Source organism: Pseudomonas sp. JZ114, from assembly GCF_051027705.1.
Classification (GTDB): domain Bacteria; phylum Pseudomonadota; class Gammaproteobacteria; order Pseudomonadales; family Pseudomonadaceae; genus Chryseomonas; species Chryseomonas luteola.
Genome location: NZ_CP069256.1, coordinates 4,092,777 through 4,108,512 on the forward strand (window position 1 = coordinate 4,092,777; position 15,736 = coordinate 4,108,512).

11 protein-coding genes are annotated in these 15,736 nt (G+C 59.6%); all 11 read left to right on the forward strand.

Translation table 11 applies throughout. From position 1 onward, the window contains the following. Nucleotides 1-8: 8 nt before the first annotated feature. The 11 genes from tssH (at nt 9) to JQR90_RS19210 (ending at nt 15,717) form a co-directional block, all read left to right on the forward strand. Nucleotides 9-2,615, forward strand: coding sequence for a type VI secretion system ATPase TssH (gene tssH / locus JQR90_RS19160; RefSeq protein WP_434140241.1), 2,607 nt, complete (start codon nt 9-11; stop codon nt 2,613-2,615). 10 nt (nt 2,616-2,625) lie between these two features. Continuing rightward, complete coding sequence (locus JQR90_RS19165; RefSeq protein ID WP_010796277.1) at nt 2,626-4,131, forward strand: sigma-54-dependent Fis family transcriptional regulator; 1,506 nt, start codon at nt 2,626-2,628, stop codon at nt 4,129-4,131. Nucleotides 4,132-4,192: 61 nt separating this feature from the next. Next, entirely contained in the window at nt 4,193-4,327 is a 135-nt protein-coding gene (locus tag JQR90_RS19170) for a hypothetical protein (protein WP_010796278.1), read from the forward strand. Between the two features lie 18 nt (nt 4,328-4,345). Then, nucleotides 4,346-5,563: a type VI secretion system-associated FHA domain protein TagH gene (tagH, locus tag JQR90_RS19175; RefSeq protein WP_434140242.1), complete on the forward strand. Its 1,218-nt coding sequence runs from the start codon at nt 4,346-4,348 to the stop codon at nt 5,561-5,563. Nucleotides 5,564-5,568: 5 nt separating this feature from the next. After that, nucleotides 5,569-6,042: a type VI secretion system lipoprotein TssJ gene (gene tssJ / locus JQR90_RS19180; RefSeq protein WP_312271724.1), complete on the forward strand. Its 474-nt coding sequence runs from the start codon at nt 5,569-5,571 to the stop codon at nt 6,040-6,042. A 4-nt stretch (nt 6,043-6,046) separates the two neighbouring features. After that, on the forward strand, nt 6,047-7,378 hold the full coding sequence (gene tssK / locus JQR90_RS19185) for a type VI secretion system baseplate subunit TssK (protein WP_434140243.1): 1,332 nt from the start codon (nt 6,047-6,049) through the stop codon (nt 7,376-7,378). Nucleotides 7,379-7,380: 2 nt separating this feature from the next. Continuing rightward, nucleotides 7,381-8,256 carry a type IVB secretion system protein IcmH/DotU gene (gene icmH, locus JQR90_RS19190; RefSeq protein WP_010796282.1) on the forward strand — a complete coding sequence of 292 codons (876 nt, stop codon included), beginning with the start codon at nt 7,381-7,383 and terminating at the stop codon, nt 8,254-8,256. A 19-nt stretch (nt 8,257-8,275) separates the two neighbouring features. Further along, nucleotides 8,276-11,809 carry a type VI secretion system membrane subunit TssM gene (gene tssM, locus JQR90_RS19195; protein WP_010796283.1) on the forward strand — a complete coding sequence of 1,178 codons (3,534 nt, stop codon included), beginning with the start codon at nt 8,276-8,278 and terminating at the stop codon, nt 11,807-11,809. Further along, nucleotides 11,810-12,547, forward strand: a complete 738-nt coding sequence (locus tag JQR90_RS19200) for a PP2C family protein-serine/threonine phosphatase (protein ID WP_010796284.1) — start codon at nt 11,810-11,812, stop codon at nt 12,545-12,547. It begins immediately after the preceding gene. Nucleotides 12,548-12,558: 11 nt separating this feature from the next. After that, nucleotides 12,559-13,545: a serine/threonine-protein kinase gene (locus JQR90_RS19205; protein ID WP_037030602.1), complete on the forward strand. Its 987-nt coding sequence runs from the start codon at nt 12,559-12,561 to the stop codon at nt 13,543-13,545. A gap of 141 nt (nt 13,546-13,686) precedes the next feature. Further along, nucleotides 13,687-15,717, forward strand: a complete 2,031-nt coding sequence (locus JQR90_RS19210; protein ID WP_010796286.1) for a type VI secretion system tip protein VgrG — start codon at nt 13,687-13,689, stop codon at nt 15,715-15,717. Nucleotides 15,718-15,736: the final 19 nt, after the last annotated feature.

Here is a 15,736-nt window from a genome sequence, read left to right on the forward strand (position 1 = left end):
CTGATGACATGATCAACGTTGACCTGCAACAGTTGGTACAGGCACTGGATGCCGACACCCGCCGCGACCTGGAACAGGCCGCCCAACGCTGCCTGACCCGTGGGGGCAGCAAGATCCTGGTCGAAGACCTGATGCTAAACCTGTTGGAGCGTACCGACAGCCTGCTGGCTCGCGCCCTGCAGGATGCAGGCGTCGAATCGAGTGAGCTGGCGCGCACTCTGCAACCTCGCGGAGAAGCCAGCGAGTCCCGTAATCCGGTCTTTTCAGCGGAGCTGGTGCAGTGGCTTCAGGATGCCCTGCTGGTGGCTAGCCTGGAGCTGGGTCAGAGCCACATCGACCCCGCCGCGCTTATCCTGGCTCTGCTGCGCAATCCGATGCGTTATGCGGGTACGCAGTACCAGCCCTTAATCGCCAAGCTTGATGCCGAGCGTCTACGCGACTATGCCCAGTCCCAGAAACCGCAGGCTGCCTCGGCACAAGCGGCTTCCGGTGAGTCCTTCCTGGCACGCTTTACCCATAACTTCACGCAGCAGGCCCGTGATGGGAAGCTCGATCCAGTCCTGTGCCGCGATGAATCCATTCGCCAGATGATCGATATCCTGGCCCGTCGCCGCAAGAACAACCCCATCGTGGTGGGCGAAGCGGGCGTGGGCAAGACTGCTATCGTCGAAGGTCTGGCGCTGCGTATCGCCGCTAGTGAAGTGCCGGAAGCCCTCAAAGGCGTCGAGCTGCTATCCCTGGACCTGGGCCTGCTACAGGCTGGCGCCAGTGTCAAAGGTGAATTCGAACGTCGCTTGCAGGGTGTGATTGATGAGGTCAAGGCCTCGCCCAAACCGATCATTCTTTTCATTGACGAAGCCCATACCCTGATTGGTGCCGGCGGCCAGGCAGGTGGCTCTGATGCGGCTAACTTGTTGAAGCCTGCGCTGGCTCGTGGCGAATTACGCACCGTGGCCGCTACGACCTGGAGCGAGTACAAAAAGTATTTCGAAAAAGACCCGGCCCTGGCGCGCCGTTTCCAGCCGGTCAAGCTGCTGGAGCCGACTGTTACAGAAGCCGTTACCATCCTGCGCGGCCTGGCTTCCGTTTATGAGAAAAGTCATGGCATCTACCTGCGTGACGATGCCGTCGTGGCTGCTGCGGAGCTGTCCGCACGCTATCTGGCCGGACGTCAGCTACCCGACAAAGCGGTCGATGTGCTCGACACTGCCTGCGCCCGTGTGCGTATCAGCTTGGCCGCTGCGCCAGAAGCCGTCGAGCGCCTACGCAGCGAAATCGCCCAGGGCGAGCGCCAGTTTGCTGCGCTGAGCCGTGATCAGGAGTCCGGCCTTGCCATTGACGGAGAAGCGTTGAACCGTCTGCAAGACCGTCTGGCGGAAGCCCAGGACGAATTGGCGCAACTGGAGACGCGCTGGAGCACCCAGCGTGATCTGGCCACTCGCCTTTTGGCGCTACGCCAGCAGTGCGCAAAAGCACGCATGAAGCAAGGCAGCATAGCTGCTGAAAGCGATACAGCCGAAGAAGTTAACCTGCCCGCACTGGAGCAGGAGCTGGCAGCCGTTCAAGCTGAGCTTTCAGCCGCCCAGGCGGAAGAGCGCTTGGTCAGCTTTGAAGTCTGCCCGCGCCTGGTAGCCGAAGTAATCAGCCATTGGACAGGCGTACCCCTGTCCCAGCTGGCCCGCGAGCACAATACCAAGGTTGCCCGCTTCGCCGATGATCTGGGCGCACGCGTTCGCGGCCAGAGTCAGGCCATTGAGGTGCTCAATCGGGCCATGCGCGCAGCCGCCGCGGGTTTGAACAATCCCGATGCACCTGTCGGTGTATTTCTGCTGGTAGGGCCCAGTGGCGTAGGCAAGACCGAAACGGCATTGGGGCTCGCGGACCTGCTGTATGGTGGCGAGCGCTTCCTAACTGTGATCAACATGTCCGAATTTCAGGAGAAGCACACAGTCTCTCGTCTGATCGGCGCACCGCCCGGCTATGTTGGCTATGGCGAGGGTGGCATGCTGACCGAGGCTGTACGTCAGAAGCCTTATTCTGTCGTCTTGCTGGATGAGGTCGAGAAAGCCGATCCGGACGTCCTGAACCTGTTCTATCAGATCTTCGACAAAGGCGTTGCCAATGACGGCGAAGGCCGCGAGATCGATTTCCGCAATGTTCTCTTCCTGCTGACCTCCAACTTGGCCAGCGACCGTATCGCCAGCCTGTGCGAAGAGGGCCAGCGTCCACCCGTCGATGAGCTGGAACAGGCCATTCGCCCTGCACTGACCCGCCATTTCAAGCCGGCCTTGCTGGCACGTATGCGCGTTGTCCCCTACTACCCCGTAGGTGGCGACGTGCTGCGTGAGCTGGTAGGCGTGAAGCTGGAGCGCCTTGGCCTGCGTCTGGCCCGCCGTCAGCTGACGCTGAGCCACAGTGAAGCGCTGGTCGATCATCTGACCGAACGCTGCACCCAAAGCGACAGTGGCGCCCGCCTGATCGATCACCTGCTTGATCAGCACCTGCTGCCCCGCATTGCCGACCGTTTGCTGGAAGCCATGGCGGCAGGGGAAACATTGACCCGCGTACACGCCACGCTGGATGGCGATGGTGCGGTCATGTGTGAGTTTGCCTGAGGTGGTCGCAATGCTTCCCGAAGCCATTCAGCCCCTGCGCCCGACCGAAGTGTTGCTTCAGCGCTTCGCGCGTCTGGCACAGGAGGCCAGTCGCGACAGCTTGCTGGGAGAGCTGATCGAAGCGGCTGCCCAGCTCTCTCAGGCTGATCTCTGTCAGCTGTATCTTCTGGACGCCACGCATACGTCGCTGAACCTGTCAGCAGCCTGGCTGGATGAGCAGCGTCAGTCCTGCCACGACGATAGCCTGCCCGCCGATTACGACGGCCAGCTGTTGCAGTACTGCCTGTTCCAGAATCGCCCGCTGGCTCTGACCGAGCTTCACCCCAGCCTGCATGCCGTCGATTTTCTACCAGCAGGTTATACCTGGAAAAGCCTGCTGTGCCTGCCGCTGGCCGATGCACAAGGCAGCGTACAAGGTGTCATGGTGTGCGCGACACACCGTACCCGCGACTTGGAGACCTTAAGTGGCCTGCTCTCGCCGCTGGGCACCTTTGCCATCGCTCAGCTCAACCTGTTGCAGCGCCTGCAGACATCCGAGCCGGAAACCGCTCCGGTAGTCGAGTCGGTCAAGCCGTGCGCCAGTGGATACGGCATGATTGGTGACAGCGTCGCGATGCGTGGCGTATACCAGCTGATCGGTAAGGTGCTGCATAACCCGGTCACGGTATTACTGACCGGCGAAACCGGCACAGGCAAGGAACTGGTTGCCCGCGCGATTCATGACTGTGGTGCTCGCCGTACTCAGGCGTTCGTGGTTCAGAATTGTGCGGCACTGCCGGAAAATCTGCTCGAAAGCGAGCTGTTCGGCTACCGCAAAGGGGCCTTTACCGGTGCCGACCGGGATCGCCAAGGCCTGTTTGACGCTGCCAATGGCGGCACCCTGTTTCTGGACGAGATCGGCGATATGCCGTTGACGCTCCAGGCCAAGCTTCTGCGCGTCTTACAGGAAGGCGAAGTGCGCCCGCTCGGCTCTACCGAGACACACAAGGTCGATGTTCGCATCATTGCCGCGACCCATCGCGATCTCTACAACCAGGTGCTACAGGGCAATTTCCGAGAGGATCTGTATTACCGCCTCACGCACTTCCCCATCGAGCTGCCAGCACTGCGTGAGCGTGGCGACGATATTCCCCGGCTGGCCCGCCATTTTGCCGAGAACGCCTGCTCCTTTTTGCAGCGCGAGCCCTGCCGCTGGACAGAAGCCGCCCTGGATCGTCTGGCAGGCTATGCCTTTCCAGGCAATGTCCGGGAACTCAAAGGCCTCGTTGAACGCGCGGTTCTGCTGTGCGATGGCAATGAATTACGACCCGAACATTTTCCGCTGCGCCAGGAGACGACCCCGGAAGTCGGCCTGACCCTGCGCGAGCGGATGGACCAGCTGGAGCGCGGACTCGTCATTGACTGCCTGCGCAAGAACAACGGCAACCAGACCCACGCTGCCCGTGAGCTTGGTCTGCCACGCCGCACGCTGCTGTACCGCATGGAGCGGCTGAATATCAGCCCGACTGACCTATGAGCCGGTCCATGCCCGTTTTACCCATTTCACACCCCTACACGCATCACTTGAGGTAGCCAACATGCCCACTCGACTCTGGATCGCCGCTCTACTGACCCTGACGCTGGGCGTGGCTGGCTGCTCCAGCAACCCCAAGAGCACCGATAAGGACTATCGCCCGCTTGGCGACCCGAAAGCACTCAACCGCGGCAATTGACGCAAGGAGTACATCACCATGGAACTGGTTTTTGATCTGGTCAGCGCCCAGCAATTCGTACCCGGCATGTTGTCGACGCGAACCTTCAAACAGGTCGGCGGCATCATTGGCCGCGCCGAGGACAGCGACTGGGTGATCCCGGATCGTAATCGCGTCCTGTCCGGCCACCATGCACTGGTCAGCTACCGTGACGACGCGTTCTATCTCACGGATACCAGCAGCAACGGCATCACGCTCAAGGATAACGGCGCCCGCTTGGTCAAAGGCCAGCCCCATCGTATCGAACACGGCAACACGTTCTGCCTGGGCGATTTCGAAATCCGTGCCCGCCTCCTGCAAGACCCTTCGCGCTTCGATCTGGACCTGGGCCGCCCCATGCCGGCAAACAGCGCCAATGGTCTGATCCCGGATGATGCCTTTCTCGAATTGGACCCGCTTACGGCCCTCGACCGTCAGGATCAGGGCTATACGGAGCCCGACGAGTTATCCAGCCTGGTAAGTCCGCGTGTCGATGAATCCCGTGCCGACTATGCCCGTGTCGATATGGAAAGCCTGACCGTACCCAAGCTGATTCCCATACCTGAGCCGGAAGTAGCACCACAGCCGGAACCGGTACGGGCGGTGCCACCCAAGCGGCAATCACAGGAGTTCTGGGACCGCTACGGTCAGGCGCTTGGCCTGGATCTGTCCAGCCTGGACGACGAAGCACGCGAGGCCTTGGCCCTCAATGCGGCGCGTCTGCTGCGTCAGAGCATGAATGGGCTGCAACAAACCCTGCGCACCCGCAGCGAGGTGAAGAACGAGCTGCGCCTGTCTCTTACGACCGTTCAGAGTGCCGGGAATAACCCGCTCAAGCACGGCGCTGACAGCAACGAAACGCTGGGACATATGCTCAAGGGCGACAAGCCCGGCCAGCTACCGGCAGATCAGGCCATCACCCGTGCCTACCGGGATCTTCAGGCTCATCAGGTTGCCCTGCTTGCTGCCAGTCGCGCGGTAGTCAAGGCGACGCTGGATCAACTGGACCCTGAGCAGCTGACCCTGCGGTTCGAGCGCGAGGGCCGCAAACCTCTATTCGCTACCGCCGGCAGCCGCTGGCGTGCATATCGTCGTTATCACCACAGCCTGCGTCAGGATGGAGACTGGAGCGAGCGCCTGTTCGCCCGCGATTTCGCTACTGCCTATGAAGAGCAGGTCCGTCTGATCGCAACGCTCAACACCGATTTTCAAGGATGAAACCCATGATCCGCTTCGCTCCCCTGGCCCTGCTGGCCACCATGACCCTGACAGGCTGCTCGTCCCTGAGCTCCGACATGTCCAAGCTTGACCTGAGCCTGTCCGGTAGCGACACCCTGAACCCGGACCTCAATGGTCGTCCTTCGCCGATCGTGATCCGTCTGATCGAACTCAAGCATCCGGTTGCCTTCCAGAACGCGGACTTCTTCTCGCTGTATGAGCGCCCGCGCGAAGCGCTGTCGCCGGATCTGGTCGCCTCCGAAGAGATCGAGCTGCGCCCGGGCGAGAAACGTGACCTGAAATTATCCGTCCAGAACGATAGCCGCTATGTTGGTGTGCTGGCGGCGTACCGTGATCTACCGGAAACCCAATGGCGCTACGTGATTGAAGTTCCGGCCAAGCAGATCACCCGTGCGGATCTATCCCTGGATGCCGAAGGCATTCACTCCGCCGCGCCTGAAAAAAAGGCCAAGGACTGATCCCATGACTGCACATAAAGTGATCTGGCAGGAAGGTATGCTGCTGCGCCCACAGCACTTCCAGCAAAGCGATCGGTATCACGATGATCAATTGAAGGCACGTACACGCCAACTGGGCAGCTATGCCTGGGGCTTCTTCAATCTGGTCATTGATCGCCAGTTTCTGAGCATGGGCAAACTCGTGATCAGCCAGGCCTCCGGCGTTCTGCCGGATGGCACGCTGTTTGAGCTGACCAGCGAGGGCGAGCCCCTGGCACTGGACATTCCCGCCAATATTAGTAGCACCTCCGTGTATCTAGCCCTGCCGCTGGTCACGGGCAACCATGTCGAGACACGCCGTCCCGAGCAGAAGGATGTGTTGGCTCGCTACCGTGCCTATGAGGCGGAAGTGGCTGACTCGAACGCTGGCGAGAGCATTATCAGTCAGGTCAGCTGCGGTCGCCCGGACTTCAAGCTGCTGCTTGGCGAGCGATCCAATGATGAAGCCTTCGTCAGGCTCAAGGTCTGTGAAGTGCTGGACACAACGCCGGACGGCGTCATCAGCCTGGATGGGGACTTCACCCCAACCTATCTTCATGTTCATGCTTCGGACTATCTGTTGTCCTGCCTGAAGGAGGTCATCAGCATGCTGGCCCACCGGGGCGACATCTTGGCCGAGCGTATCCGCGCCACCGGCAAGTTAGGCACCGCGGAAGTGGGCGACTTCATGATGCTCCAGCTGATCAATCGCTACGAGCCGACCCTGCGCCACTACCTCACACTTGAGCAGCTGCATCCTGAACCAATCTTCCGCGAATTACTTGGTCTTCTAGGTGAACTGGCCACCTTCTCGAACGAAACCAAGCGCCCGCGTCTGGATAACCGCTATCAGCACAGCGATCAGGCACAGAGCTTTCGCAAGCTGATGGATTCGCTGCGCCATGTCCTGTCGATGGTGCTGGAGCAGCATGCGGTCGAGCTGATCCTGCAGCAGCGTCAGTACGGCATTCAGGTATCGCCACTGCACGACCACAGTCTCATCACCTCCGCCTCCTTCGTGCTGGCGGCCAGTGCGCAATGCGACTCGGAAGAGCTACGCCAGCGCCTGCCGGCTCATCTGAAGATCGGCCCGGTCGAGCGTATCCGCCAGCTGGTCAACCTGCACCTGCCCGGCATCCGGATCAAGCCCATGCCCGTTGCGCCGCGGCAGATTCCGTTCCATTCCGGCAAAACCTACTTCGCCCTCGAACTCAGTGCCGACGAACAGGCGCAACTGGAGCAGTCGGGCGGCTTCGCCATTCACGTGTCCGGTGATTTTCCCGGGCTCGAACTCAAATTCTGGGCAGTCAGGAGCTGACGATGATCAAGGATCACGATTACGGTCAGGATGATAAAACCGTTGTGCTGAGCCGCCAGGGTACGGCGAGCTCGGCCCACAATCCGTTAACCGATTTTGCCGACTCGCCTCGCGTTGAGCAGCTGGAAGAACGGATGATCTATGCGGCCCGCCTGCGTCCGGCGGAAAGCTTCAACTTGAGCGTGAACCCGCTAATTGCTGCCGCCTCCGGCCTGCTGTCCGAAGTAGTTCAGTTAAAGCACAGCTATCACGCCGAAGACCTGTACGCCCTGAAAGAGCGCCTTACGACTGCCATCAAACTGTTCGAGCATCGAGCCTTTGGCGAAGGCGCTGAAAGCGGCCAGGTCATGGCAGCGCGTTATGTGCTGTGCACCGTCATCGACGAAGCCGTGGTCACAACACCGTGGGGCAATGAAAGCGAATGGTCTCAAATGAGCCTTCTGAGCACCTTTCACAACGAGACCTTTGGTGGCGAGAAGTTTTTCCAGTTGCTGGAGCGTCTGACGCGCAACCCCGTCAAACATCTCCAGATGCTTGAACTCATGTACCTGTGTCTTGCATTGGGTTTTGAGGGCAAGTATCGGGTCCTGCCCCGCGGCATGCTGGAACTTGAAGCGATCCGCGACAGCGTTTACCGGCAGATTCGTCAGCTGCGTGGCGATATTCCCCGTGAGCTGTCGCCCCACTGGCAAGGTTTGCAGGATGGTCGCCGCAGCCTTGTACGCATTGTTCCGTGGTGGTTGGTCGCCCTGTTCACCCTGATGTGCCTGGGTGTGTTATACGGTGGCTTCGCCTGGGTATTGGGCGAGCAACGCGAAAGCGTGCTGCAGCCATACGAGCAGCTGACTACGGCCAAGATGGCCGAGCCAAATACGTGACGACAGGGATGTTTGCGCAATGAAACAGTTCTTCCGCAATCTGGCGGTTATTTTCCGTAAGACCTGGGTCTGGAGTCTGACCCTGGTTTTGGTTCTGGCTCTATTGGTCTGGTTTGTCGGCCCGTTGCTGGCCGTTGCCGATCATAAATTCTGGGCACCGGCTACCACGCGGCTCGTCACTCTCAGTGCCCTATTCCTCTGCTGGGGCCTCTTCATTGTATTCGTCAGCTGGCGCAGCGGCGTGCGTAAAAAGCGCGCCCTCGAGACCGAGGATGGCCAGGAGCGCCTGCGTCGCCACGAGCAGATCACTGAAGAGCAACAGGAGCTGCGCAGTCGTTTCAAGGATGCATTGCAAACGCTGAAAAGCTCCAGCCTGTACCGCGCCCGCAGCGAACGCTGGAAACAGGAATTGCCTTGGTATCTGGTGATCGGCCCCCAGGGCAGTGGCAAGACCTCCCTTCTGGATTTCTCCGGTCTTGAGTTTCCGCTTAACCGTGACGCCAACCGCCTGACCAAGGATGTCGGCGGCACCCGCCACTGCGACTGGTACTTTGCCGATCACGGTGTCCTGGTCGATACCGCAGGCCGCTACCTCAGCCAGCCGGATGCCGCTGTAGATGCCAGCACCTGGCAAATGCTGCTGACGCTTTTGCGTCGCCGCCGTCGCGCACGCCCGCTCAATGGCGTACTGGTTACCGTACCGGTCGATCAGTTGCTCAATGGTACCGAAATCGAACTGGAAACCCTGGCTCGCCAGATTCGTGCTCGCCTGCACGACATCCATCAGCAGCTGAAGGTCGACGTTCCGGTATACCTTGTCCTGAGCAAAGCAGACCAGGTACTGGGCTTTGAAGAGTTTTTCGACCAGTTGTCCCGTGAGGAAAGCGAGCAGGTCTTTGGTACCAGCTTCCGCAAGGAACAAAATGCTACAGACGCGGCAGTGGTTCGCCAGGAGTTCGAAGAACTGCTGCGCCGTCTGAATACGCAGGTCATTCAGCGTATCCACCAGGAGCGCGATACCCTGCGCCGTGGTCGTATCCTCGACTTTCCTCACCAATTGGCACTGATCGGTGAGCGTCTGTGCCTGTTCGTCGAATTGGCGTTTTCTGGAAACCGTTATCAGCGTGCCAGCCAGCTACGTGGCTTCTACCTCACCAGCGCTCCACAGCTGGTCAACAGCCTCGACCCCAGCACAATGAACATCGGCCGTAACCTGGGCCTGCCCAGCAATGCCCTGCCGACCTACCGCACCGGCCACTCTCGCTTTATCCACCAGCTGCTCAGTCGCGTCATCTTCCCGGAAGCCGACCTGGCAGGTCTGGATCAGCGTGAAACGTCGCGTATCAGTTGGGGCCAGCGCGGCCTCTATGCAGGCGCTGCCGCCTGCCTGGGCCTGTTCGGTGTACTGTGGGCCACAGGATTCAGTGCAAACCATGACCGTCTCGAACAGTTGCGTACCCTGGGTCAGCAGCTGAATGATCAGCACAAGACGCTGACACCCTCCGATGATGCCATGGCAGCGCTGAAATCCCTGGATAGCGCCTATGTCGCAGCCAATGTCTTTCCAGCTGCCAGCGATGTAGCACTGCATGAACGCAGCGGTCTGTATCAGGGCAATAAGGCTCGTCCAACCCTGCAACAGGCCTATCATCAGGAACTGGTAGATCAGTTGCTGCCCCGTGTGGCGCGCCAGCTGGAAGAGCAGATCCATGCCAACCTCAACGACCGCGAACGCCTGCTAGGCAGTCTGCGCGCCTACCTGATGCTGAACCTGGAAGAACGGCGCGACAATGGATTCCTGAAGGATTGGGTAGCGGCTGACTGGTCGACCCGCTACAGCGGCGACACCGTGGTCCAGAATGGGCTCAACTCCCACTTTGCCCGCCTCCTGGAGCAATCCTTTACCCGCTATCCGCTAAACGATGCACTCGTTGCCCAGGCCCGTCAGATCCTGCGTAGCGAATCACTGGCCAACGTGGTGTACCGCATGTTGCGTGATCAGGCGAGCAGCCTGCCGGCATACCGCTTCAGCCAACACCTGGGTCCGCAGGGTGCCGTGTACGGCGGTGCAGACTATGCTATTCCCGGCTTCTACACGCAGAAAGGTTACGAGCAGACATTTACGACCCAAGGCATCAACCTGGTCCGCAATATCATTGAAGACAACTGGGTACTGGGCGAAAGCGACGGTCTCTCCGGTATGGACCTTAAGCGCCTGATGGTTGAGCTGGAACAGCTGTATTTCAACGACTACGCCAACTATTGGAGCGAAGCAGTTACTCAGCTGGTACTGGCTCCGATTGGCGATGCGAATCAGGGTGCCATGCAGCTCTCAGCGCTGACAGCCTCCAACTCACCGCTGTTGCAAGTACTCAATGAGATTCGCGACAACACCCGCTTCCAGTCTGGCGGCAACGATGCAGCGGCTGCCATTGCAGAGGCCGCACCAAAGGGTAATGCGAAGCTGGCCAAAGCCGCTGCACTGGCCAGCGCGGCTGCCGATAAGGCGGGCGACGCGCTAGCCAAGAACCTGCCGGATACGGCCAAGAAAGCGCTGCAGAAACGCTTCGAGCCACTGCATCGCCTGCTGGACGATAACGGCGGCCCAGCGGCCGATATGGTTCCGGTCATGGCTGCACTGAACGACCTTCAATTGCAAATGGCAGGGCTTGCCCATGCCAGCGCCCCCGAGCAGGCCGCCTTTGAAATGGCGCGTGATCGCATGGCAGGTCAACGTGATGCCATCAACAGCCTGCGCAACGCGGCCAATCGCTTGCCGCAGCCGGTAAACAACTGGCTGAGCCTGCTGGCGGACGACAGCTGGATGATGGTGCTTAACGATGCCTATGACTACCTGAACCAGCGCTACCAGAGCGAGATGTATTCGTTCTACAACAATGCTTTGAACAAGCGGTATCCCTTCAAAGCTGACAGCGAGAGCGACGTAGCCATTGCGGACTTCCGTGAGTTCTTCAAGATGCAGGGCGTTGCGGACAAATTCTTTGACAGCTACCTGAAGCCTTTCGTCAGTGGTGATTCCGGCAACTACCGTCTGCGTAGCATCGACGGGCACAGCCTGCCGCTGTCCCGCGAGTTCCTCGCTCAGATGGGTCGGGTCCAGACGATTCGCCGCAGTTTCTTTGCCGAGAATCCGGCGGAGCCGCAGGTCATGTTCAAGCTTGAGCCCTACTCACTGGATTCCAGTCTGACCCGTGCCAACCTGCGCATCGGTAACAACCAGATGGAATACCGTCATGGCCCGATCGTGCAGACAGCGTTCCGTTGGCCCGCCGAGAATGACGAGAGCCGCGTCAGCCTCGTGCTGGAGGAGCTCAATGGTCGCCGTGTGGGTGTCGAGCAGAACAGCGGTCCCTGGTCCCTGTTCCGTATGCTAGATGCCATGAAGATTGAGCAGAACGGCAGCCGGGACGCCCTCATGGTCAAGGCAGATCTGGAAGGTCTGCATGCCAGCTATCTGCTGCTCAGCCAGCGTTCGCCGAATCCGTTCGACGTGGGCAACCTGCGCGGCTTCAAACTGCCGGCGTCACTCTAAATGGGTGACGTTGCCACACGTTGGCGCAGCGCAGCCCGTACCGATGCCGGCAAGGTACGAGCGCGTAACGAAGATGCCTTTCTGGACAGCCCTGAGCAAGGTCTCTGGGCTGTTGCAGATGGCATGGGGGGTCATAGCCAAGGTGATCTGGCCAGCCGCCTCATTATCGAAAGCCTGGCAGAGCTCCCCGTAGGCGCAGGCTTCGATGAACGCCTGCAACAGATCCGCCAGTGCCTTCATTGGCTCAACCGGCGGCTGAACCAGGAGCTCACGGTCATGGCCGACCAGACGGACACCATTATTGGAAGCACGGTAGTCGTCTTGCTGTGCGACGAAGAACGTGCGGCCTGCGTCTGGGCGGGTGATAGCCGGTGTTATCTCTGGCGTAGCGGTAGGCTCTATCAACTTACCAAGGATCATTCGGTACGACAGCGGATGATCGATGAAGAAAGACTGACGCCAGAACAGGCTGCTCGCCATCCTGCAGCACACGCCCTTACCCAGGCGATAGGCGCCAATGAAACGCTGGCGCTCGACATTCTTGAATTCAGCTTGATGCCGGGCGACAGTATGCTTCTCTGCAGTGATGGCCTGTACAAAGGAATCAGTCAGAACGCGATCGGTGCGGCGCTGTCCCTGCCGTCTGTCCAGGTTGCCCTGGAGCGGCTTTTCGATACTGCCTTGCTAGGCCCCGCACGCGACAACCTGACCGCCATCGTCATCCGTCGACAGGAGTAAGGATGTACCTCATGGACGAACTCAACGCGGCAGCTGCCGAAGACGAGCTGACCTATTTCGCCTTCGCCAACAAAACCCCTTCCGCATCGGAAACCCTGCCCAGGGCTCACGGCGTAAAGCCGTTACCCGATGTGCTCAGCGGACGCTACAAACTGGAGCGCCTATTAGGTGTAGGCGGTATGGGCGCGGTTTACCGCGCACGCGACCTGATGCGCGAACAGTACGGCGACCCCGAACCCTTTGTAGCCATCAAAACGTTGAGCGAGGACTTTGCGGAATATCCCGATGCCAGTGCATTGCTCTACAGCGAGTTCGCCCTGACAACCCGCCTCCGTCACCCCCATATTGTTCGCCTGCATGGCTTTGATATCGATCGGGAAAGCGAGCGTGCCTACATAACGCTGGAAATGCTCCGGGGTCTGACCTTGGACAAGTTGCTGTGTGATCACCCACAAGGCCTGGGCTGGGAGGCGCTGCGAGACATTGCCATTCCGCTATTGGAGGCATTGGCCTTTGCCCATAGTCAGGGAGTTCTGCATGGTGATATCAAGCCAAGCAATGTCATCCTGGCCGAAGACGGCCTTCGCCTATTCGACTTCGGTCTTGGTCAGCCGGTAGAAGGCGTGCTGCCCGGCCTGCCCCGCCTCTCGCGAAGCCGCTTTACCGCCTGGACACCACGTTATGCCTCCCTTGAACTGTTGGATGGAGCACCGTTGACGCCCTCGGCTGATGTATATGCCGTTTCCTGTGTCTTGTATGAATTGGCCACTGGTCAGCATCCCTATCGGCGCCTCAGTGCGAAACAGGCACGTGCCATGCAAATAGAACTCACACCTCCTGCCCAACTACCAAAGCCGTGCTGGCAAGCGTTGCGAACGGGGCTGCAGTTCGCAGAGCCCGATCGTCAGATCGATGCTAATGGTCTGCTGGAGGGTTTTCGCCATGTTAAACAGGCCTCTACCTTGGGTCGCTGGCTGGGTCTTCGCCAGTCCGCCTAGACCGTTCGTAGCCACAACGCTGACTTACGTCGGCTGCTGCTCAAGAAACGTGAAGCAATCACTGTTTCGTTGAGCGGCGGGCTTGAGTAAAAGCCGACTAGATCACATGATTCGCTCCCTATCAGACGCAAGGAGGCGCCTGTGTTTTTCGCAGCCAACGAAACGCATTTTTCTTTGGTTCTGGATGGCGTTGATACCGACTTCCAAGTCCTGAGCTTTACGGGACAGGAGTCGATCAGCCAGCCCTTTCGCTTTGACCTCGAACTGGTCAGCGAACGCCCCGACCTCGACCTTGAGGCCCTGCTGCATCAGCGCGCCTTTCTGGCCTTCTCGCCCAGCGGTAACGGCGTGCATGGTCAGCTCTACCAGATCGGCCAGGGCGATGCCGGCAAGCGCCTCACCCGCTATCACGTCGTGCTGGTGCCGCGTCTGACTTACCTTGCGCACCGTACCAACCAGCGCATCTTCCAGAAGCTCACCGTCCCGCAGATCATCGCCCAGGTGCTCGAAGACCACGGCATCCTGGCGGACGCCTACCGTTTCCAGCTGGGGCCTACGGTCTATCCGCCTCGCGAGTATTGCGTCCAGTACGATGAGACCGACCTGCACTTCATTCAGCGGCTCTGCGAAGAGGAAGGCCTGCACTATCACTTCGAGCATACCCAGGATAACCACGTCCTGGTGTTTGGTGATGACCAGACCGGCTTTCCCAAGCTCACACCACCGACTGCTTATGTACAGGGCTCGGGGCTTGTAGCAGACGAGCCGGTAGTCAAGCGCTTTGGCGTACGCCTGGAAACCCGTACCGCCCGTGTCTCCCGCCGCGACTATGACTTCGAGCAGCCACGACTGCGAATGGAAGCGGCCTACAAGAGTGACGCCAAACCCGACCTGGAAGACTATGACTACCCGGGCCGCTTTACCGATCGCACCCGCGGCAAGCACCTCGCCCAGCGCGCCCTTGAGCGTCACCGCAGCGACTATCAGCTGGCCGAAGGTGAAAGCGATCAACCCCAGCTGGTGACCGGTCACTTTCTGGAACTGTCCGAGCATCCCCGCCGCGACTGGAACCAGCTATGGCTACTGACCGGCCTCTGGCATGAGGGCAAGCAGCCACAGGTGTTGGAAGAGTCGGTTACCAGCGATGTGGACAAGCACGACGGCTTTACCCAGGGCTACCGCAACCGCTTCACAGCGACGCCCTGGGACGTGCTCTTCCGCCCTGCGCTTGAGCACCCCAAGCCCAAGATCCTGGGCAGCCAGACCGCGGTGGTCACTGGACCCAAGGGCGAAGAGATCCATTGCGATGAGTACGGCCGGGTCAAGGTACAGTTTCACTGGGACCGCGAAGGTCAGGCCAATGAGCAGACCAGCTGCTGGTTACGCGTCTCGTCCAGCTGGGCGGGTGATCGCTACGGCGGTATCGCCATTCCTCGCATCGGCATGGAAGTACTGGTCACCTTCCTGGAAGGCGACCCGGACCAGCCCCTGGTCACGGGCTGCCTGTTCCACATGGAACATCAGGTGCCGTATGACCTGCCGGCCAACAAGACCCGCAGCGTCTTCAAGACCCTGAGCACACCGGGCGGCGGTGGCTATAACGAGCTGCGCATTGAGGATAAGAAAGGTCAGGAACAGATCTATGTTCATGCTCAGCGGGACTGGGACGAGAACATCGAGCACGACCAGAAGATCCGCGTAGGGCATGAGCGACACGACATTGTCGAGGCCAACAGCTACACGGAATACAAGGCGGAGGAGCACCGCACCACGGATGCGGACCGCAAGGTTGAGGTCAAGACCAACGACCACCTCACCGTAGGGCAGAACCAGCATGTCCACTTGGGAACAGCCCAACTCACCCAAGCCGGCCGGGAAATTCACCTAAAGGCTGGTCAGAAAATGGTCATCGAAGCGGGAATCGAACTCAGCCTAAAGGCAGGCGGTAGCTTCATCAAGCTAGACCCCAGCGGTGTCACGATCATTGGTCCCATGGCCAAAATCAATGCGGGTGGTTCAGCCAGCAACGGCTCAGGTATTGCGATTGAGCTTCCGCGCTTACCGGGCGAGGCGGATGTAGATAAGGCTGGGGCATTACTCACTCAAGCCTTAGTAAACGAATCCGAAAAGATTAAACGCAAGCCCAAACGAATGTTGAATTTCTCTAGCTGATAGAAACAAGCAAACCTAT

Bases quoted from the DNA above. Each gene is read 5' to 3' on its own strand.
- icmH (WP_010796282.1), top strand. From the start codon at position 7,381: ATGATCAAGGATCACGATTACGGTCAGGATGATAAAACCGTTGTGCTG.
- JQR90_RS19205 (WP_037030602.1), top strand. From the start codon at position 12,559: ATGGACGAACTCAACGCGGCAGCTGCCGAAGACGAGCTGACCTATTTC.
- JQR90_RS19200 (WP_010796284.1), top strand. From the start codon at position 11,810: ATGGGTGACGTTGCCACACGTTGGCGCAGCGCAGCCCGTACCGATGCC.
- JQR90_RS19170 (WP_010796278.1), top strand. From the start codon at position 4,193: ATGCCCACTCGACTCTGGATCGCCGCTCTACTGACCCTGACGCTGGGC.
- tssH (WP_434140241.1), top strand. From the start codon at position 9: ATGATCAACGTTGACCTGCAACAGTTGGTACAGGCACTGGATGCCGAC.
- JQR90_RS19165 (WP_010796277.1), top strand. From the start codon at position 2,626: ATGCTTCCCGAAGCCATTCAGCCCCTGCGCCCGACCGAAGTGTTGCTT.
- tssJ (WP_312271724.1), top strand. From the start codon at position 5,569: ATGATCCGCTTCGCTCCCCTGGCCCTGCTGGCCACCATGACCCTGACA.
- tagH (WP_434140242.1), top strand. From the start codon at position 4,346: ATGGAACTGGTTTTTGATCTGGTCAGCGCCCAGCAATTCGTACCCGGC.
- tssM (WP_010796283.1), top strand. From the start codon at position 8,276: ATGAAACAGTTCTTCCGCAATCTGGCGGTTATTTTCCGTAAGACCTGG.
- tssK (WP_434140243.1), top strand. From the start codon at position 6,047: ATGACTGCACATAAAGTGATCTGGCAGGAAGGTATGCTGCTGCGCCCA.